At 42.8% G+C, this 20,713-nt stretch carries 19 protein-coding genes; 9 read left to right on the top strand and 10 right to left on the bottom strand.

The genetic code is table 11. From position 1 onward, the window contains the following. Positions 1-66: 66 nt before the first annotated feature. Positions 67-1,617 (top strand): glucose-6-phosphate dehydrogenase, encoded by a 1,551-nt coding sequence (gene zwf, locus MKY14_RS17445; RefSeq protein ID WP_036685526.1) that lies wholly within the window; start codon positions 67-69, stop codon positions 1,615-1,617. Between the two features lie 556 nt (positions 1,618-2,173). Further along, positions 2,174-3,772, top strand: a complete 1,599-nt coding sequence (locus MKY14_RS17440) for a peptide chain release factor 3 (RefSeq protein WP_076184819.1) — start codon at positions 2,174-2,176, stop codon at positions 3,770-3,772. A gap of 100 nt (positions 3,773-3,872) precedes the next feature. Here MKY14_RS17440 and MKY14_RS17435 read toward each other — a convergent pair whose 3' ends face one another. Then, the gene (locus MKY14_RS17435) at positions 3,873-4,109 is read right to left on the bottom strand and encodes a small acid-soluble spore protein SspI (RefSeq protein WP_076130310.1); all 237 of its coding nucleotides are present in this window, start codon (positions 4,107-4,109) and stop codon (positions 3,873-3,875) included. A 235-nt stretch (positions 4,110-4,344) separates the two neighbouring features. On the opposite strand from MKY14_RS17435, the gene MKY14_RS17430 reads away from it, so the two are divergent. After that, positions 4,345-5,004, top strand: a complete 660-nt coding sequence (locus tag MKY14_RS17430; protein ID WP_036685517.1) for a potassium channel family protein — start codon at positions 4,345-4,347, stop codon at positions 5,002-5,004. 41 nt (positions 5,005-5,045) lie between these two features. Then, positions 5,046-5,831 (top strand): TrmH family RNA methyltransferase, encoded by a 786-nt coding sequence (locus MKY14_RS17425; RefSeq protein WP_036685514.1) that lies wholly within the window; start codon positions 5,046-5,048, stop codon positions 5,829-5,831. A gap of 181 nt (positions 5,832-6,012) precedes the next feature. Here the strand turns inward: MKY14_RS17425 and MKY14_RS17420 are convergent, their stop codons facing one another. The 7 genes from MKY14_RS17420 to MKY14_RS17390 form a co-directional block, all read right to left on the bottom strand. After that, complete coding sequence (locus MKY14_RS17420; RefSeq protein WP_081383349.1) at positions 6,013-6,567, bottom strand: class I SAM-dependent methyltransferase; 555 nt, start codon at positions 6,565-6,567, stop codon at positions 6,013-6,015. A 6-nt stretch (positions 6,568-6,573) separates the two neighbouring features. Beyond that, positions 6,574-7,608: a sensor histidine kinase gene (locus MKY14_RS17415; protein ID WP_340977060.1), complete on the bottom strand. Its 1,035-nt coding sequence runs from the start codon at positions 7,606-7,608 to the stop codon at positions 6,574-6,576. A gap of 55 nt (positions 7,609-7,663) precedes the next feature. Further along, positions 7,664-8,344 carry a response regulator transcription factor gene (locus tag MKY14_RS17410; RefSeq protein ID WP_036685458.1) on the bottom strand — a complete coding sequence of 227 codons (681 nt, stop codon included), beginning with the start codon at positions 8,342-8,344 and terminating at the stop codon, positions 7,664-7,666. Positions 8,345-8,375: 31 nt separating this feature from the next. Next, a complete protein-coding gene (locus MKY14_RS17405; RefSeq protein WP_076144587.1) occupies positions 8,376-8,939 on the bottom strand; it encodes a class I SAM-dependent methyltransferase in 564 nt (187 codons plus the stop codon). Positions 8,940-8,969: 30 nt separating this feature from the next. Beyond that, entirely contained in the window at positions 8,970-9,467 is a 498-nt protein-coding gene (locus MKY14_RS17400) for a DedA family protein (RefSeq protein WP_076220537.1), read from the bottom strand. Positions 9,468-9,746: 279 nt separating this feature from the next. Then, the gene (locus MKY14_RS17395) at positions 9,747-10,544 is read right to left on the bottom strand and encodes a sulfite exporter TauE/SafE family protein (protein WP_076098819.1); all 798 of its coding nucleotides are present in this window, start codon (positions 10,542-10,544) and stop codon (positions 9,747-9,749) included. A gap of 44 nt (positions 10,545-10,588) precedes the next feature. Further along, positions 10,589-12,202 (bottom strand): carboxylesterase family protein, encoded by a 1,614-nt coding sequence (locus tag MKY14_RS17390; RefSeq protein WP_340976976.1) that lies wholly within the window; start codon positions 12,200-12,202, stop codon positions 10,589-10,591. Positions 12,203-12,336: 134 nt separating this feature from the next. On the opposite strand from MKY14_RS17390, the gene MKY14_RS17385 reads away from it, so the two are divergent. Continuing rightward, on the top strand, positions 12,337-13,248 hold the full coding sequence (locus MKY14_RS17385) for a LysR family transcriptional regulator (protein WP_340976975.1): 912 nt from the start codon (positions 12,337-12,339) through the stop codon (positions 13,246-13,248). Positions 13,249-13,268: 20 nt separating this feature from the next. Here MKY14_RS17385 and MKY14_RS17380 read toward each other — a convergent pair whose 3' ends face one another. Next, on the bottom strand, positions 13,269-13,862 hold the full coding sequence (locus MKY14_RS17380; protein WP_076098816.1) for a YdeI/OmpD-associated family protein: 594 nt from the start codon (positions 13,860-13,862) through the stop codon (positions 13,269-13,271). 88 nt (positions 13,863-13,950) lie between these two features. Next, positions 13,951-14,919, bottom strand: a complete 969-nt coding sequence (locus MKY14_RS17375) for a LacI family DNA-binding transcriptional regulator (RefSeq protein ID WP_340976974.1) — start codon at positions 14,917-14,919, stop codon at positions 13,951-13,953. A 112-nt stretch (positions 14,920-15,031) separates the two neighbouring features. Here MKY14_RS17375 and MKY14_RS17370 point away from each other — a divergent pair, with 112 nt between their 5' ends. The 4 genes from MKY14_RS17370 to MKY14_RS17355 all read left to right on the top strand — a co-directional run bounded on the left by MKY14_RS17370 (position 15,032) and on the right by MKY14_RS17355 (position 20,713). Next, complete coding sequence (locus MKY14_RS17370; RefSeq protein WP_076130319.1) at positions 15,032-16,444, top strand: glycoside hydrolase family 1 protein; 1,413 nt, start codon at positions 15,032-15,034, stop codon at positions 16,442-16,444. A 283-nt stretch (positions 16,445-16,727) separates the two neighbouring features. Then, the gene (locus MKY14_RS17365; protein WP_339244942.1) at positions 16,728-18,572 is read left to right on the top strand and encodes a beta-glucoside-specific PTS transporter subunit IIABC; all 1,845 of its coding nucleotides are present in this window, start codon (positions 16,728-16,730) and stop codon (positions 18,570-18,572) included. A 129-nt stretch (positions 18,573-18,701) separates the two neighbouring features. Continuing rightward, positions 18,702-19,541, top strand: a complete 840-nt coding sequence (gene licT / locus MKY14_RS17360) for a BglG family transcription antiterminator LicT (protein ID WP_036685434.1) — start codon at positions 18,702-18,704, stop codon at positions 19,539-19,541. Positions 19,542-19,690: 149 nt separating this feature from the next. Beyond that, entirely contained in the window at positions 19,691-20,713 is a 1,023-nt protein-coding gene (locus MKY14_RS17355; RefSeq protein ID WP_076277177.1) for an ABC transporter substrate-binding protein, read from the top strand.

Below are 20,713 nucleotides of genomic sequence, written 5' to 3'. Positions count from 1 at the left end.
ACCTTATGTTAGTATCGACGCTGAGCATGTCAATAAACTATATTACATACAGAAAGATGAGGAGCCATGGCTGAAAATCAAACCCTTGATGCACTGCATACACCCGGTGCTGTCTTTTTTATCTTTGGGGCAACCGGAGACTTAGCCCGGCGTAAGCTTTTCCCGGCGATTTACAGCTTGTACCGTGAAGGTAAGCTGGCACAAGATTTTGCGGTAATTGGCGTGGCGCGGCGCCCGCGTACTCAGGAAGAATTTAGAAGTGATGTGAAGGAATCCATCCTTGAATTCTGCCGTTACAAAGCGGGAGAAGAAAGCGAATGGAATGAGTTTGTACAGCATTTCGAATACAAATCTCTGGACATTAACAATATTGATGGTTTCCGCGAGCTAAGAGCACAAACTGAAGTTCTTGAAGAGAAATTCAGTATTCCGGGCAATCGGATGTTCTATCTTGCGCTGGCGCCTGAATTGTTCGGCAGTGTCTCCTTCAATCTTAAAGCTGGCGGGATGCTGGATAGTACGGGTTGGAATCGCCTCGTAATTGAGAAGCCTTTTGGTTATAATCTGGAGTCGGCTGAACAGCTGAACGAACAGATTCGTCAGGTCTTCAAAGAAGAGGAAATTTACCGGATTGACCACTATCTTGGTAAAGAAATGGTACAGAATATCGAAGTGATTCGTTTTGCTAATGCTTTTTTCGAACCGCTCTGGAATAATAAACATATTGCCAATATTCAAATTACACTTGGCGAAACCGTAGGTGTAGAAGAACGCGGTGGTTACTATGACCATGCGGGAGCCTTACGGGACATGGGCCAGAATCATATACTGCAACTGCTGACTATGATTGCTATGGAACCACCAAGCCGTCTGCTCGCAGAAGATATTCGTGATGAGAAAGTGAAGGTACTTCGTTCCCTTCGTCCTTATGCGACATCTGATGAGGTGCGTGAGAATGTCGTAAGAGCACAATATATTCAAGGCTTACACCAAGGCAAAACCCTTCCTGCTTACCGTCAGGAAGATAAGGTTGACCCTGAGTCGAATACAGAGACGTATTTTGCTGCCCGTGTATTTGTAGATAACTTCCGCTGGGCTGGAGTTCCTTTCTACATCCGTACAGGTAAACGTCTCCCAGTGAAGACGACGGAAGTGGTAGTTGAGTTCAAAGGTATGCCAACCAACGTTTATTTGGGACAAAAGCATAAACTCGAGCCTAACCTCCTTGTAATCCGTGTGAACCCAATGGAAGGCATTTATGTAAAGATTAATGCCAAGAAACCGGGTTCGGAGTCTGAGATTCAACCGCTGGCTATGGACTTCTGTCAGAGCTGCCTGGTTGGAATCAATTCTCCGGAAGCATATGAGCGCTTGTTACATGATGCCGCACGCGGCGATTCCACTTATTTCACTCGTTGGGATGAGGTATCCTCGGCATGGTCATTCGTGGATCGTATTGCGAAAGCATGGAGCGAAGAGTCTAGCGACTTATCTTCTTATCCTGCTGGCTCTTGGGGTCCAGTGGAAGCAGATGAACTGCTTGCTAAAGAAGGTTTCCATTGGTGGCCTGTAAACGGCCAAGATGAAGATAATGTGGTTTGGCTGAAGAATAACTAAACCTTGAGTTAATGCTATCTCCCTGCAGAGGATGCAGGGAGATTTTTTGTAATGCTAAGATCTAAAAGATCGGACTTCAGACGGTGTTTGGGGGATCTGGGCACTGTTCTAATAACTGCACTTTGTACAATTAAAATCGCTTATCTCGTTGTGATTAGTCTTTTAGATGTATTTTCTGCAACTATAATCACCGGATAAGGCGGAAAAGCGTGCACAACTTATTTTTAATTGCATCAAATGCAACTAAAGGCTAATGAAAATGCTAATACTTCAAGTAAGTGTAGGAAATACATCTATTTTCTTGAGCGATGATATGTGGGGATCATAATCCAGACCATTTGGGAGATATTTTGCGGCACGCGCTTTTTAGTAGATAATGTCTGCCGGATTTTGATATACTTTAGAGGATGCTTTCACTTGAAGCGGACTGGAGCTAGACCTAAGAGCTATTCATTCAGAAATGAAGGGGTATGAACAATGAGCAGAGCACCGATTTGATGAACCCCAGTGTAATTGAAGCAGAAGCAGGAATTTTATATATGAAGGGATATGTGTAATGAACAAAGCAATAGATCAGAAGCTGCAAAAGGAAGTGGATAGACGCAGAACCTTTGCGATCATTTCCCACCCGGATGCGGGTAAAACAACTTTAACGGAGAAACTGCTGTTATTCGGTGGCGCGATCCGTCTGGCGGGAACGGTTAAGGCCCGTAAAGCGAATAAGCATGCGACGAGTGACTGGATGGAAATTGAGAAGCAGCGGGGGATTTCTGTAACGTCTTCCGTGATGCAGTTTGATTATTTGAATCATCGCGTGAACATTTTGGATACACCGGGTCACCAAGACTTCAGTGAGGACACCTACCGTACCCTAACTGCAGCGGATAGTGCGGTCATGCTTATTGACGTGGCAAAAGGTGTGGAAGCCCAAACCACCAAACTGTTTCAGGTATGTGCTAAACGGGGTATTCCGATCTTTACCTTTATTAACAAGCTGGACCGTGAAGGACGTAGCCCGTTTGATCTGATGGAAGAGCTGGAGCAGGTTCTTGGTATTCGTTCTGTGCCAATGAACTGGCCGATCGGTAGTGGACGTGAGCTATGCGGCGTATATGACCGGATGAAAAATCAGGTAGAGCTATTCCAAGGTGACGATCACTCCGTAATCAAGGTTCAAAAGGTTGACGGATACCGTGATCCAATCATTCGTGAAATGGCTGGAGAGTATCTGCATGATCAACTGTGTCAGGATCTGGAGCTGCTGGATGTAGCAGGCGATGCTTTTGACTATGAAAAAGTATTAAGTGGTGAACTCACACCTGTGTTCTTTGGCAGTGCGATCAACAATTTTGGTGTACAGACTTTCCTCGATAATTTCTTGGATCTGGCACCGAAGCCTGAACCACGCCGCAGTACTATAGGGGTAGTAGAACCAACGAATGAGAAATTCACTGGTTATGTGTTCAAAATTCAAGCGAACATGAACCCGGCTCACCGTGACCGGATTGCTTTCCTGCGTATTGTGTCCGGGAAATTCGAACGGGGTATGAGCGTGAAGCATGTACGTGCCGGTAAAGATATCAAGCTGGCGCAACCACAGCAATTTTTGGCGCAGGACCGCGATATCGTAGAGGAAGCTTATCCGGGAGATATCATCGGTCTGTTTGATCCAGGTATTTTTAGAATTGGTGATACCTTGAGCCAAGCAGGAGATATGGAATTCGATGAGCTGCCAACGTTCTCACCAGAGATTTTTGCTAAAGTGAGTATTAAAAATGCATTGAAATCGAAGCAGTTCCAGAAGGGTGTCGATCAGCTGACTGAAGAGGGCATGATCCAGGTGTTCCGCACGGTCAACTTTGACGATATTTTGCTTGGCGTAGTTGGACAACTGCAGTTTGAAGTGTTTGAGTACCGCATGAAGGGTGAATATGGTGTGGATGTTCAGTTGCAGAGAATGCCGTACCAGTTTGCACGTTGGATCGTAGATGAAACTAAGCCGGATGCGAGCAAATTCAGAATCAACTCAACGTTGGTGACGGATAAGAAGGGCAATTTTGTCGTGTTGTTCGAGAACGAATATGCTATGCGGACAGCGATGGATAAGAACCCGACAGCTAAATTCCTGGAAATGGCTCCAAAAGCATTACTATAATTAGGACGCTATAACTTTCTGAATGTAATAATAAAACCTCCGCCTCCATAGGTGAAGTTACACCATGGTGAGCGGAGGTTTTTGACTAGTTGCGGTCAGTTTACGATGTGATATCCCCAGGGGTAATAGTCTCCAGGTGATCATGTAGCATGGTAACCAACCTATCTTGCTTAGCGGGATCTAAATCCTTCCAGATCATTTCGAACACGGCGCCAAGTCCCGGGAGTGCTGCCTCCGGACCGTCCACAGAGCCTTCAATCATATGACGTAAATCCTCTTCAGATTGACCGTGCACTTTATGAATAATCGCCTGGCGCAAGTCAATGGTAACGGGCATAATGTACCTCCTTTTTTTGAAAATATAGTGATATTGACCTCGTTATAATGTGCCCTGCAAAGGTGCTGGAAATTCAAGTTTTTGTCCAAATATAAGATAGTATAAGTTTGACACATATATATCATCCTTATATTCCTACGAGAAACGGTTGTCATCCATAAGGACGGCAATGACGTTTCTTCTTGGCTTATGCTATACTGTTTGAGATATAGAATGCTACGGGAGGTACATAGACATGGCCAAAAAACAATATGCCGTCATCGGTATGGGGCGTTTCGGATCTAGTGTTGCTAAGGCGCTCAGCGGCATGGGGTTTGATGTACTTGCGATTGATGCTGACGAGCAGCGAACACAGGAAATTTCAAGTATTGTAACTCATGCCGTATCTGCAGATTCCACGGATGAGGAGGCGCTGCGTGCCCTTGGTATTCGCAATTTTGATGTGGTGGTTGTAGCCATTGGCGAGGACATACAAGCTAGCATCCTGACAACACTTATCCTAAAAGACCTGGGTGTGCCTGCAATTCTGGCAAAAGCCAAAGGTGAACTGCACGGCAAAGTATTAAGCAAAATTGGTGCGGACAAGGTGATTTATCCTGAACGGGATATGGGAATGCGGGTTGCGCATCATCTTGCTTCGCCTAATATATTGGATTATATTGAGCTGTCGCCGGACTACAGTATTCTGGATATGAAGGTATCCGGACCGATGCTCGGAAAAAATCTACAGGAGCTCGACATCCGCGCAAGATTTGGCTGCAACGTAATGGCCATCCGCCAAGGTGAAGAAATGAACATCTCTCCCCGTGCAGAGGATCGCCTGATCGATGGCGATATCCTTGTTATTGTTGGGCATAAGGATAATTTGACTAAGCTGGAGATGGCGTATCAGTAGGAACAAAGAATAAATGGCAAGGCAGAAGAAAGGAAGACTTTATGGAAATCATGTCTCCGCAAAATACGCGGGTTAAAGAGTGGGCCGGGTTACAGGAGAAAAAGCATCGTGACAAGGCTCGTAAATATATCGTAGAGGGCGTTCATCTGGTTCAAGAAGCACTGCTGGCTGAAGCAGATGTGGAATGCCTAGCTTATGACCTCGACAAAGGAATGCCTGCTGAACTTAAGGGGCTGCTTCAGGCCGTTCAGGGAATGGAAGTGATTGGCGTTTCGGCGGCGATCATCTCAAAATGCAGCAGCACCAATACGCCGCAGCCGGTGTTCGCCATCGTGCGGAAGGAACAGCAGGCTGTAGAAGCTATCCTAGCGAAGAAGGATAGCCTTGTGGTTGTGCTGGACGGCGTGCAGGATCCCGGCAATGTCGGCACCATCATCCGCAGTGCGGATGCAGCGGGAGCAGACGGAGTGATCCTCGGACAAGGCTGTGCCGACCTCTATAATCCGAAGACCATCCGGTCCACGATGGGCTCGATGTTCCATCTTCCGGTGGTGGAGGGAGAGTTAAGTGAGATTTTGCCACAGGCCCGGGAAAATGGGGCGCTGCTGGTGAGTACTTCGCTGCAGGGAGAAGAATCGTGCTATGAGCACGATTTTCAGGGCAGCCAGTGGCTGCTGATTGGCAGCGAAGGAAAAGGCATCTCGCCGGAAACGGCGCGACTCGTGGACAAGAGTATCATCATCCCGATGGCAGGCCGCGCGGAATCGCTGAACGCCGCAATGGCGGCGACGATTTTGCTGTTTGAGGGCATGAGACAGCGGGGATAAATTGTCACCGTTTGTAACGTAGTTTTCTCACACTAAATCCAGTCCTGATGATCAAGATAATCTTGATCATCAGGACTTTTTTATAATCCTGCAACAGTATTGGCTGCATATTGGCCTGGTCATTTCCATTCTCAATACTTATACATTCTTTAGAAATTACTGTTTTCCGAATATTCATGTGTCATTCTTTTTTACGACAAATATATACGAATGTTGGAGGGAAAGTGTAAGGCACAAATTCAATTTTCTCAATAAGTAGTTGTTTAGCCCATCTTTTTTTCATGTGCAGCGAGTGCTGATATGCAACTAAAATTCCGCCTGGTTTAAGTGACTTAACAATCTGATGTAGGATTTTGTCACGCATTTCAATTGAAAAATTAAAAAATGGTAATCCGCAAATTATGCAATCTAACTCACGGATGCCTTCCTGATTCAATTTCTTGAGTAAGTAGCTGGCGTTGGAATGGAAAATGCATTCCGGATAAATTGCTTTTAAGTGTTCTCTCATTTTTTTATTCCGCTCAAACAAAAGCACTTTTGTAGAATTCGTTAATTGTGATGTCATGAGATGTGTAATAGCACCTGTACCAGCTCCAAGCTCTGCAACGGCATTTACATTATGCCATTGTACAGACTGGACTATTTTATTGGCTAATAATTGCGAACTGGGTAGAATATTTCCTACCCGCTTTGGATCTTTGAGGAAGCCTTGTAAGAAAAGTAAGTATTCAGACATAATCAATTAGCAATCCTCTCCGAAAGGCAATCTCAGTTGGAATGTGAAGACGTCATGAGTGTGTTTAAGCGTTAAAGTACCCTTGTGCAACTCAGCAATATTCCTAGCTATCGAAAGACCAAGTCCTGCTCCGGTTTGAATTCCCTGGCTTTTTCTTGAGTGGTCAACCTTATAAAATCGGTCAAATAGACGGTTTTCTTGATCCTGTGAGAGGGGAGTTCCTTTATTTTCAATCTCAATGGTACAGTGTTCAGAATCAGTTGTAATTCGTATGCTAATGCTTCCCGGGCTGATGGAATATTTTAAGGCGTTCATAAGTAGATTATCTATGGCTCTGGCTATTTTCTCACTGTCGATTAAGGTGAGGATTGGATTCTTATCTATATCTTTTATAAGGTGGACATTGTTTTCTTGAGCGATCGGTTCGAATTCGAATAACAATTGATTCAAAAGCTGCGACAAATCGATTCTCTCCAGATTTAAACGGGAATCCACCGAATTAAGTCGGGTATATTCAAACAAATCATCAAGGAGTTTCTTCAAATGAAGCGCCTTGTTATAGGTGTTTTGAATAAAACGTGTGTATTCTTTTTTATCTTGGTACGATTCTGTACGTAAAAGCTCAATATACCCGATAATACTTGTAAGAGGGGTGCGTAAGTCGTGTGAAATCCCCGTGATCATCTCCATCTTGGATTTTTCTATTTCGCGTTCCTTGATGATCTGTTGCTCTAAGCGCTCTGCCATCCGGTTGATGTTCAAAGCCACCAGTCCTAGTTCATCTTGGCGCACAACATTTACCCGATAACTCAAATTACCTTCGGATATAATCTGAAGTCCTTGTTCCAGCGCAATTAAATCTTTGACGATTCGCCGGGTCAATGTAAAAAATGTAATAACGAAAATAATGAAAAACATCGGAGTAAGAAGGTAGGCAAGAAAATTGAACACCCAATCCAATTTTGTTGCATTTCCAAAATGAAAGAACAAGATGCTAAGTGAGGTATTTATCGCAATGGTAATTATGAAACTCAACACCATCCTGATTAAGATATTGGATTGAATGCGTTTATTTATTTGTAGATTTCGTATGATTTTAATCAACTTTGTAACCAACTCCCCAGACTGTCTTAATATACAGAGGTTCTCTTGGATTTTCCTCTAATTTTTCTCTTAAGTTACGAATATGAACCATTACGGTATTGTCAGAATATCCGTAAGGCTCTTTCCATACACTCTCGTAAATTTGCTCCGAACTATAAACTTGCCCAGGCCGGCTTGCAAGCAGGGTTAAAATCGCAAACTCTAGTGGAGTTAATGAAACTTCAATTCCATTTAACTTTACGGAATGTTTATTTTTATCTATGATCAGGTTTTTAATTATAAGCAGAGAGTTGAATTCTTCCTTTCCAATTAAGGACTGACGCCGTAACTGAGCTTTTACACGGGCCAGTAGTTCCAGTGGATTAAACGGTTTGATCATGTAATCGTCTGCCCCGGTAGTTAGACCTGTGATTTTATCAATGTCCTCTTGCTTGGCTGAGAGCATAATAATTGGGATATTTGATATTTCCCTAATTTTGAGACAGGCTGTGATACCGTCCATTTGAGGCATCATCACATCCAGGATAACCAGTTGAATGGATGTTGTTTGTATTGTACTCAACGCCTCTTGACCATCTGCAGCTTCAAGCACTTGGTAACCTTCATTTCTTAAGTAAACATGAATCACATCTCGAATTTCAGAATCATCATCTGCAACAAGAATAGTATTCAATGGACGCTGCCCCTCTTCTATATTTATTTTATTATGTTTCCCTTTTACGACAGACGTAGACGAAAGCGGGAGGAAAATTAAATGGCACATATTTTATTGTATCAATATTAAAATATTCGGAGAGTTGCTTCTTCATTTGAAGTGAATACTGAAAGGCGATAAATAATCCCTCAGGTTTAAGGGATTGGTAGATCTGTTCAACCAATGTATTTCTTAATTCGGGCTCAAAATTGAAAAAGGGCAGCCCACTAAAAATACAATCCAACTGATGAATATGTGAACTTTTAATTGTTTCTACTAAACTAGCAGCATTATGATAACAGGAAAAGTCCGGATAGCTTGTCTTCAGGTTATGCCTCATGGTTTTATCCATCTCAAATAGTAACACTTTCGTTGTACTAGTTACCTTAGTATTGATTACACGGGTGATTGCACCTGTACCTGATCCAAGTTCAGCGACTGCTTTAACTTCATGCCAAGGGGCTTGGTTAACCATGCTGTGTGCCAGAAACCGGGAACTCGGGGTAACACTGCCTACCTGTTTTGGATCATGAATAAAACTTCTTAAAAATAAGAGTTTTTCATTGAAGCTCATTCGGAATTCCTCCATAATTTTAGAATTGATTTAGATGTTTATTAATTTTGATAGGATGTGATCTCCAAAGTACGTTCCTACAAAAAAGAACAGTAAGGTCCAACTTAAAGCACTGGGATATGAAATAAGGGCAAATCGTTTATAGCTTGTACCGCTGAGCCCGATCAACATGGGAATGATGTAACGTACAACTGGAATAAACATGCCGATATACATAGCTGTACGCCCACGTTTTTTTAGAATCTGCTCTGCTTTTTTAAAATGTCTATTAGCTTCAAATTTGCACTTCAGCTTTTGCCCAAAGAATTTACCTGCAAAGTAGGCAACCGTAAAGGCCGTTAATAGCCCTGATAAAATGCAGAAATAAGTCATCCAGGAATTGATAATCCCCATGTGGCTTAGGGTAGCTCCAGTGAGGATTGTAATTTCATTAGGGATTGGAATTCCAAAAGGGCCTAACGTGAAAGCAAGATAAAAAATCAGATATCCATACTGATTGATTAGCTCTAAGATGGTATTACTGGCCAATATGCCGCCTCCTTCGCTTACTTCAATACAGAAATCTTAACTAAAAAAACTGAGGAATTAGGTGGGGGAATTCTAAAGAAATCCTGAAGAGACTTAAAATTCGATAGGATTGGCCAAGTCTCTTATTTATGGGGGGCTAAATTATGATAGAAGAGGGGATCCGTTTCTGCCCTGCAATTTGAAATGTCGTTGATATCAAGGAATCAGTCCCACAGTCACAATAAAAAAGTCCTGAGGATCAAGAAACTCTTGATCCATCAGGACTTTTTACATAATGACCTACCCTTTCATCATCAAACGAAGCGAAACGATGATGAGAAAAACGGCTAATAGCTTTAAAAGCAGCTTGGCAGGAAGGCGTTTTGCCAGGCGTGCGCCAATTTGACCGCCGATAATTGCGCCAGGTGCTAGGGCTAACACCATAAACCATTCAACATTCAATAAAAAGGCATGTGTTGTGGTGCTTACGATAGCTGACAGGAAAATTTGAAGCATAGAAGTTGCAACAGCGATATGGGGGGCAAAGCCGAGAAGTAAGGTCATTGTCGGAACCATAAGACTCCCGCCGCCAATCCCAAATAGGCTTGCTACAAAGCCAACAAGAAAACTGATGATTATGCCGGTAGGCATATGATAAGCATATTCGAAATGAGCACCGCTATTATCGGAAAAGCTTCGCTTCACGGTTGGTTTGAAAGGCCAATGGATGGGTTTGTTCGGCTTGAACAAGAGCAATAAAGCGACAAGGATTAAGAAAATACCGAAGCTTACGAAAAACATTCTCCCGCCCATTTGCTTGGTAAAGAGTGCACCTATTACTGAACCCGGAATCGAAACGGCGGCGAAGGTGAGCGCTGCTTGATAATCGATTCTCTTCTGCTTTGCGTACACATAAGTACTTGAGATGGAGTTGAAAAGCAGCATCGCCATTGATGTTCCAGCCAGATGTGAAGGCTCCATATCAGGAAAAAGGAAAGCCAACGCAGGCACAACGATGAACCCGCCGCCAAGTCCGACCAATGAACCGGAAATGCCAGCTGCTAGCCCGATGACTAAGAGCAGTAAGTAAGTTAGCACAACAGCATGTTCCTTCCTCTACGTGAATTCTACAATCATTTATCTTACCAGAAAAAACGTCCCGCAAATAAATTGTTTTTTAGCCAATTGCGCTGTTCTGCTGCTAAACGGGGATCATTGTCCATTTGGGACAGGATATCTTTTTTTACAAGTTTGCAGACGGATTGAACAATAGTTTGATCCTGGCTAGCATCTAACCAGAGAATTTCCGCAGACCGGGGATTAGGGGTGTATCGTTGCCAAGCAGGTTGTCCCTCAGCATTAGGATTACCGGTATATAGGAAATGCCGTAAATAGTCCCTCATTAGGGAAGAGAGCATGTTACGCCCAGGCTCGTTATGCTCGGAAATTACATCCGCAGGAAATCTTTCCTGGACACCGGAAAAGTCACCTGTATAGAAGGGGATGTCTGCACCATGCGGGGCACCCATAAGAAAACGGATGTAAGGATCGATCACTCCGTCTCTTAACCCCCAGGCGAAGCGGTAAGCATAGATGGGCATCTCCGGAATCGCACTTAATAATATCTCTGTAGTCTGCTCTACATTAAATTCTGCATACAGATCGCTCCCATATTGGACTGCAGCTTCATAGAGCTTCTTTTCTTCCAGATTTCCGGCTAACTCTTCCTTTTGCACTAGGGAGAAGAAATGAGTATCCCATAAAGTGAACTCGGAGAATTCGCTGGCAGTGCTGCCAAGGATGATCGGCAGGGAAGGGTGATCGCGGTTATTTAGATTGTCGAAGCCACCAATAGGAATGACCGTCCCATCTTCGATCAAATGGGGAAAAGCAGCCATCTGAAGCCCCGTCTCACGAATGATTTTGACAAAGTGAAAGGCATTCTGACGATATAGGAAGGCGGAAATCTTATCCGCAGATTGTGTGGAAATCCATACTCTTGCCTCATCTTGAGTGCTGACCATTCCTGTTTTTATTAATAACTCTGTTAAAATGTCAGCTGCTTTTTCTTCGCTTTGCTCCGTAACAGCCGTTGTTAAACCTCCGCTCATAATAAAAAGCTTATGAAAGAGCCCTCTGCCCAGAGGTGAAAGGTAAGCAGCTAATGCATTTCTTGCACCTGCAGACTGGCCCCCTAATGTTATGTTCCCTGGATTTCCCCCAAAGCAAACAATGTTATTGTGCAGCCACTTTAGCGCATGAAGAACATCGAGGAGACCGTAATTTCCTGAGTCATCCAAGGGGTCCCCGGTTCGGAGTGAGGGATGCCGGAAAAATCCCATTGCTCCTAAACGGTAGTTCACTGTAACCACTATACTATTTGTCTTACACGCCAATTCTCCACCTTGAAAATCCCGTCCCGAACCCCCAATATTTCCGCCGCCGTGGAGGAAGACGAATACGGGTAAGCCTGCCTCGGCATGATCCGGTCGCCAAATATTCAAAAAGAGGCAATCTTCACTGCCGCCAGGTTCCCCTTGAATGAATTGGACACTGCTATTATTAAAATGGCATGCAGGCAATACACCTGTCCAAGGTTCTATCTCACGCGGTGCTTTCCATCTGAGCTTATCTATGGGAGGTTCCGCATAAGGAATCCCTAACCATGCGATCGCCCCAAGTGCTGGCAGACGTATGCCCTTAAGCTGACCACTGGAGACTGTAATAATTTCTTCCATGGGTTCTCGTGTGCTCATTTATAGTTCCCCTTTCTCCTGCAGATTCTTATGTATTTTTAATTCTCTTTATTATAGTGTTCTGCTATGATGATGAAAAATATATTATTATATATAAAATACATAACTCTAAGGTTATAGAAGAGGTGGTTTCGTTGGATTTACTTTCGCTTCGGTACTTTCAAACGGTTGCAAAGCTTGAGAATATGACCCTGGCAGCCGAAATACTCCAAATCTCACAGCCTGCTATTAGTAAAATGATCAAAAATCTTGAGGGCGAATTAAACGTCAAATTGTTTGATCGCACAGGAAAATACATTCGATTAAATGAATATGGAAAGCGGTTTCTTGTGAAAGTTAATTTAGCCCTACAAACGTTAGAGGAGGGGAAAACAGAGCTATTGGACTTGTCTGAGCGACCGACAGGAACTGTAGTGATTTTTATCCAAGCGGGTTCCTATTTGCTTCCGGATATGATCACATTATTTCGTCAGAAGTACCCGGAAGCTCAATTCAAGCTATTGCAGCAGGATCAGGAGATCTCACGTTATCCGGCTTTTGATTTGTGTATTTCTTCTACTCCGCTCAAGATTCTAGGAACAGTGTCCACACCGGTATTAACGGAAGAAATCCTGCTGGCGGTTCCTAATGAGCACAGGCTCGCAACCCGTAAAAGTGTACGTCTGAATGAACTCGCGGAAGACGGTTTTATTAGTTTGAAAATAGGCAAGCAGCTGCGCGAAACGACGGATTCTCTCTGTCACGCCGCCGGATTTGCTCCGCGTATCATTTATGAATGCGATGAGCCTTCGATGGTACGCAGTCTAGTCCGTTCGGGACTAGGGGTTTCTTTTATCCCCGCTGTAACTTGGGGGGGGTCTCAAGGATCCTCTGTTGTGCTTCTTCCCATTGAAGAACCCATAAGTACCCGCACCATTGAAATCTCATGGTATACCAACCGGTACATGACTAATGTCGCTAAAAAGTTCAAGGCCTTTGTTGAGGATTATTACAAGCAGTTAAAAGAAGACAATTTAAAAAAAGAGCCAATAAACCCTAAGGCTTAATTGACTCATTGTCAGCAACGCTAATCATTTAATCCCTTACCCTCAAGGATTTGCGGGATGAATTTTTCAATTCGGGATACACGGGTTTTGGATTGTTTCGCTTGAGAAAAATGATAAATATATGCGTTTTGCCGTCCAGGCGTTAAGGCTTCAAAAGCAGTTTTCAAGCCAGGAAGTTCAGCGAATTTGGTCTGAAGCTCTTCAGGAATGAGGTAATCCTCTTTCTTTTTTAATTCGACTTCCAAACCCGCTTTTTCAACTTCTATGGCATTTTGAATGTAGGCTTTCAGAACAGCTTCCATTTCAACGATTTGTTGCACATTCGTAAACCGAATCTGGCGCGCTGCTTGTACATTTTCTGTTTGTTGAATTAGAATCCCATTGGGATCCTGTAACAAGGCACCTTTGTGAAAGAGAAGCGCACAATATTCTTTAAATCCATGAATTAGTACTATGTTTTTATCATCAAATGTGTAACATGGATGCATCCACTTATAATCTTCGGTCAGCCCGCAATCAAGCACGATCGTTCTCAACTGCTCATATTCTTCCCGCCATTGTTTCGCTTTACTTAAGAATTTATCAACCCTAGGATTCAATACATTATTTGTCATAAAAAACACCCATTTTCATCATAATTTTCAATACAATTTTACTTTTTTTTATGGAATGTACAGTCGTAATCTTCTGGGAATGGGCAACCTATGTTGTCTCCCGTTCGATCAGTTGGAACGATAGGGGCTGCAGCTCCATATCCAGTCCAAGCAGGGTTGGAGCCAGCAGAAGAAAGGCGTTCTCCGCCTGTCCTGCAATCGGATTCCGAACAGTGGTAATTCCGAGTGTCTGTGACAGCTCCGAATTATCAAAACCAATGATGGCTAGATCACGGGGCACATCCAGCTGCTGTCTACGTGCTTCGCTCAGAACGCCCACCGCCACCAAATCATTGGAGCACAGAATGGCATCCGGCTGATCGGGTTGTCCAATTAGGGTTCGCACCAATTGCTCTCCGTCACGGATTCCATAAATCGTGGAGTAATACCATTTCTCAACGATGGGAAGATTATATTTGGTCATGATTTGCTCATAAGCTAGTCGTCTACTCTGGGTATTTATGCTGCTTGGGCGGCCAAAAGCATTAGCGATACGCGTATAACCCCGCTCTATCAAATGCTCTAGAGCGAGTGCATATCCGTCATATTGGTTCATGGCAACTGACGGTATTTCAGGATGGTCCATACGTTGCCAAGACACAATCGGGCCGTATTTGCAGTAGGAAGTTATGACATTTTTATCGTTAACAGCGGTCAGAATAAGCAGAGCGTCGACTCTTTTTTGTTTGAGATCCTCGAAGGCCTGAAGTTCCTTTTGTTTATCTCCACCAGTGGTATAAATAATCGTCTGATATCCGTAATGGCCGGAAATTTCGACGAAGCTGTTCATGAAGCACAAAATAAGCTCGTTGAGGTCTAAGGTAATCATGCCGATTTGCTGGGTTTGGCCTTTGGATAAAGATATGGCATTCCGATTGGGAACATAGTCCGTCTCTTTCATAATGGCGAGAATTTTCTCCCTAGTTTCCTTGCTGACATGGGGAGAATCGTTCAGGACTCGGGATACCGTAGCTTTGGAAAAGCCCGACAGCTTAGCAATTTCGTCAAGTGTGGACATCGGCTTATCTCCTTTGCAAGATTAATCCTTGACATGTAACGCGTTCCAAGGTTTAGGATTCGGATTAGAGCAGTAAACCTATACTATCACAATAGCAAAGGCGGGAAGAAATATGAACTTACAATTTCCAGAAGGATTCCTATGGGGTGGGGCTGTAGCCGCTAACCAGCTTGAAGGGGCGTATCAGGATGATGGCAAAGGCTGGTCTACCCAAGATGTCATGCCGCATGGCATTAAGTCTGCGCCTACAGAAGTTCCTACCGACGATAACATGAAGTTAATTGGTATCGATTTCTATCACCGATATAAAGAAGATATTAAGCTGTTTGCGGAAATGGGCTTTAAAGTATTCCGGACGTCTATTGCCTGGTCACGGATTTTTCCGAAAGGGGACGAGCTGGAGCCGAATGAACAAGGCTTGCAGTTCTACGACGACCTGTTCGACGAGTGTCATAAATACGGCATTGAACCGCTAGTTACGATCTCCCATTATGAGACACCGCTGCATTTGGCACGAGAGTATGATGGATGGGTTAACCGTAAGATGGTGGAATTTTACGAGCGTTATGTGAGAACGATCTTTAATCGTTACAAGAATAAGGTTAAATACTGGCTGACCTTCAACGAGATCAATTCTATCCTAGAGTTCCCATTTATGAGTGGCGGAATCAATACTCCATTGGAGAAATTGAGTAAGCAGGATCTGTATCAGGCCATTCACCATGAGTTCATTGCAAGTGCTTTGGCGGTGAAGATCGGCCATGAGATCAATCCTGATTTCAAAATAGGCTGCATGGTGCTGAGCATGCCAATTTATCCGCTCACTCCGCATCCGGACGATTTGATCAAGGCGATGCAAAGTGATCACAAAAATATGTTTTTTGCGGATGTTCATAGCAGAGGTTATTATCCAGGATATATGAAACGGTTCTTTAAGGAAAATGGAATTCACATTCATTTCGAGTCAGGGGACGAAGAAATTCTGAAGCATACCGTGGATTTCATATCGTTCAGTTACTATATGAGCACATGTGAAACAGCCGATCCGGAGAAACAGATCAGAGGAGAAGGAAACCTGCTGGGTGGGGTACCGAATCCGTATCTGGAAGCGAGCGAATGGGGTTGGCAGATCGATCCGCAGGGCTTGCGTTATGTGATGAATATATTCTATGACCGATACCAAAAACCGCTGTTTATCGTGGAAAATGGCCTTGGCGCCGTCGATCAGCTGGTTGTAGACGGGAACGGTGAGAAGATCGTAAACGACGATTACCGGATCAATTATTTGCGAGATCATTTGGTTCAAGTAGCAGAAGCTATTGCTGATGGCGTGGAAGTTATGGGATACACAAGCTGGGGCTGCATCGACTTGGTTAGCGCAACAAGCGCCGAGCTGAAGAAACGTTATGGTTTCATTTATGTAGATCGTCATGATGATGGTTCAGGTACACTGGAGAGATACCGTAAGAAGTCCTTCCACTGGTACAAAGAAGTAATTGAATCCAACGGACAAAGCCTGTTCTAATAAAAAAAGTCCTGATAATCGAGTTATTCTTGATCTATCAGGGCCTTTTTTTGTTATCCAATATTATACAGACACTGGTTTATTGTTGACATCATTAATTGAACATGTTAATTTGTAAATATTAAATTAATCGGATATCAGGATTGCTACTGCATAGCAGGCAAAACCTAAGTTTCATTTATGATTACGGGGATAATCTCACTCGTACATAGATGTGATTTAGGTTTTTTTGTGTTCCCTGATATCCGTGATTAATTGATCTGTTACAGAGGGGTGTATAAAAATGAGTTATGAACAGCTAAGTAAAGACATTATTCAATCTGTCGGTGGGGAGAAAAATATTAACAATGTGATTCATTGTGCCACGCGACTAAGATTCACACTTAACGATGAGCAAAAAGCTGATAAAGAAAATTTGGAGAAAATGAAAGGGATTATTGGGGTCGTTAGCAAAGGGGGACAGTTTCAAGTTATAGTGGGTACCCATGTTGCTGATGTGTATAAAGAAATTGCCAAATCCATATCCCCTAACAGTGACTCTGGCGAGAACAAGGTAAAGAAACCTATAGGGACTTTGATTTTTGATGTTATTTCTAGAAGCTTTTCGCCTCTGATTGGTGCTTTAGCAGGTGCGGGTATGTTGAAAGCGCTATTAACCGTACTTGCTTCGTTACATGTTCTAAGTGCGGATAGTGAAACTTACAAAGTATTAGCCGGCGCTAGTAATGCTGTGTTTTATTTTCTACCCATTTTCTTAGGAATTACGTTATCGATTAGGCTGGGTGTTAATGCTTATGTGGGTGGTAGTATCGGTGCGGCTTTACTTGAACCTAATATTACGGGATTAGCAAGTGTTGAATCTCCACATTTTTTAGGTATTCCTTTAGTAATTTCGGACTATTCATCAAGCGTGTTTCCGATTTTTATCGCCATCTGTATATACGCTTTATTGGATAAGCAGCTAAGAAAGTTTATACACAAGGATTTGCAGATGTTCTTGGTCCCTATGCTATGTTTGATTGTGATTGTTCCGTTAACTATTTTGGCTTTCGGACCGTTTGGCGTGAATGTAGGGAATTTAATTGGAGACGCTATTTTGTTCCTCAGTACGAAAAGCGGTATTGTTACAGGGGCAATTGTGGGAATAGCTTGGACGTATTTGACTGTACTCGGATTGCACTGGGGACTTGTGCCAATTATTCTTGAGAACATTGCTAAGGGTGGAGATCCAATATATGCAATGGCCGGCATGGCCATCTTCGCGCAGCTGGGTGTAGCGTTGGGTATCTTCCTGAAAACAAAGGACAAACAGTTGAAAACATTGGCCGGCAGTACATTTATACCAGGCGCGCTTTCAGGTGTAACAGAACCTATTATTTACGGATTGCTGACTCGTTACAAACGGACTTTCATTTATGTAACCATTGCCGGCGGAGTAGGTGGAGCACTTAGTGGTCTTTTCAAAGTGAAGATGGAAGTCTTCGCATTTGTCAGCGTATTAAGTCTTCCTGCATTCTCTCCGCTGGCCGTTCAAGCGATTATAGCAGGAGTGACCATTGTATTGGCTATGGTAATTACCATGGTATTTGGTTATGAAGATAAAAAGAAAGTGAATATTGTAGAAGAAAAAACGAATACTGAAAAAAGCGAGGTTATCCTCCCTCACGCCGTTAAAAGTTCAACCGTTGTAAGCCCTCTGGCTGGTAACGTAATCCCGTTAACCTCAGTAGATGATGCTGCCTTTGCTTCTGAAGCAATGGGCAAGGGGATTGCAATTGAACCCACAGAAGGTAAGCTTTATTCACCGGTAAGTGGAGTTGTATCCACTATTTTCAGAACAGGTCATTGTATTGCGGTAGTATCGGATGAGGGTGTTGAGGTCTTGATTCATATCGGTATAGAAACCGTGAAGCTAAAAGGTAAATACTTTGATGTGAAGGTGCAAGAAGGAGCAACCGTTAAACAGGGTGATCTATTGATTGAGTTTGATTTTGAACAAATAAAAAATGAAGGTTATCAATGCACAACACCGATAATTATTACCAATACGGCTAATTATAGTGATGTGATTGGTACCAATAAAACAGTTATTACACCGGGTGAAGATTTGCTGACTGTTGTAGTGTGATCTATTGAAGAGTCATAAGGTATGAATGGAATCGATCTCTTAGTACTGCTACTTAGAGATCGATTTTTTATTATAGAATACTATAAAAAAGTGCTAGCTTCGTAAGATGAAAAGGTAAGGAGCTGTAATATGCGGATCGAAAAAGTGTTAAACAACAATGTTGTTACTGTCATAGATGACCAAAATTTTGAACTAGTAGTTATGGGAAGAGGACTGGCCTTTAAGAAAAAACGTGGAGACTTTTTAGAAGAAGATAAAATTGAAAAGATATTCACTTTAAGTAATCAAAAACTTTCAGATAAGCTAAAAACGCTGCTTTCCGAGATTCCAATCGAGCACATGGAGCTCTCAGAAGAGATTATTAACTTCGCCAAACTGCAGCTCGGTAAAATGCTGGATGACAGTATTTATGTTAGTCTGACAGATCATATCAGTTTTGCGCTGGAGAGATTCTCAAAAGGGATGAAGATTAAAAACGCCATGCTTTGGGAAATCAAAAGATTCTATAAAGAAGAATATGAGGTTGGGAAAGCTGCGCTTCAAATCATACATTCCAAGCTCGGAGTCAGACTTCCCGAAGATGAGGCTGGACATATTGCTCTCCATCTGGTGAATGCTGAACTAAATGAAGAGATGCCTAACATGGTGAATATCACCAAGATTATGAACGACATCCTAAATATCGTGAAGCGCCATTTCAGGCTAGAGTACGACGAGGAGTCCCTTGCTTATTACCGTTTTATCACTCATTTGAAATTTTTTGCACAACGTCTCATCAACGGTACTCCACCTCCTGATAATGAGAATGGCTTATTTATTTTGGTAAAGCAGCAGTATAAGGAAGCTTTCGCAAGCGTTGAGAAAATTAAAATCTATATTGATAAAACATATAATCGGGAGTTAACAAATGATGAAATGCTGTATCTGACCATACACATTGAAAGAATTACAAACCAGATCATGGAGTAGGGACGGTTAAGCCTTAAATTTTAACTTTGACTTTCGGGAGAATCGCGTATAAGATTACTAATATGTTTTCTGTGATAATCATTATCAATAGATTGATAACTGTTATCATAGAATAAACTTCGAACGTTGAATCCAGGGGGATAAAGTAAATGCACAAAAAGTTAATTAGTTTATTTATGGTTGTTGCTATCATATTGGTCGTATCAGGCTGTGGTACTAACCAAAAGAACAATTCAACATCGAACGCGGGAGCAACTGATAAACCAGCTGCTGAAAACGCGGGCAGTGAATCTACAAGCGGTCCTATTGTTTTAAAGGATTCTAAAGGTGAGATTACGCTGGACAAACCTGCGCAAAGAGTTGTGGTATTGGAATGGACCTTTACGGAGGATGTTATTGCACTGGGAGTGCAGCCAGTAGGTAACGCAGATAACGAAAACTATAAGCTGTATGTGACTTCTGAAGCACCACTTGATGCAAACGTGACTGATGTTGGTTCCCGTGACGAGCCAGATCTGGAGACAATTGCTTCATTAAAGCCTGATCTGATTATTGCCAATACGGGTGGGCATGAAGGAATTTATGATCAACTTAAAAGTATCGCTCCAACACTGATTTTCGGCTTGTATCCGAATGAAGGAGAAGGTAATCAGTACACGCTGATGGAAGATACTTTCAAAACGATTGCAGCGGCAGTAGGTAAAACAGCAGAAGCCGATAAGGTTCTTGCTGATTTGGATGCACATTATGCAGATGCAAAGGCAAAGCTGGCTGATGCAGGCAAAGAAGGCTTGAACTATGTACTGACACAAGCATACAGCTACCAGAATGCAGCAACGATGCGTCTTTTTACAGATAATTCACTTGCGGTACAAACTTTGGATCGGATCGGTCTGAAAAACGACTGGAAACCTGAAAATTTCGAAGTTTACGGATTCAGCACCTCTACAGTTGAAGCATTGCCTGCGGTTCAGGATACAAATCTGATCTATATCGTCCAAGAGGATGATAATATTTTCACGAAAGAACTGAAGGATAATTCCGTTTGGAATGGCCTTAACTTTGTGAAAGAGAATCGCACCTTCGGATTGAGCAGTACTACTTGGGTGTTCGGCGGTCCGATCTCCTCCAAAGTTATCGTGGATGAAGTTGTAAATACATTAACGAAATGA

The sequence above is a fragment of the Paenibacillus sp. FSL R5-0887 genome (genome assembly GCF_038002305.1).
GTDB lineage: Bacteria > Bacillota > Bacilli > Paenibacillales > Paenibacillaceae > Paenibacillus_AQ > Paenibacillus_AQ odorifer.
Note: the sequence above shows the minus strand (reverse complement) of the source record. Positions and strands in the feature narration are given on the sequence as shown.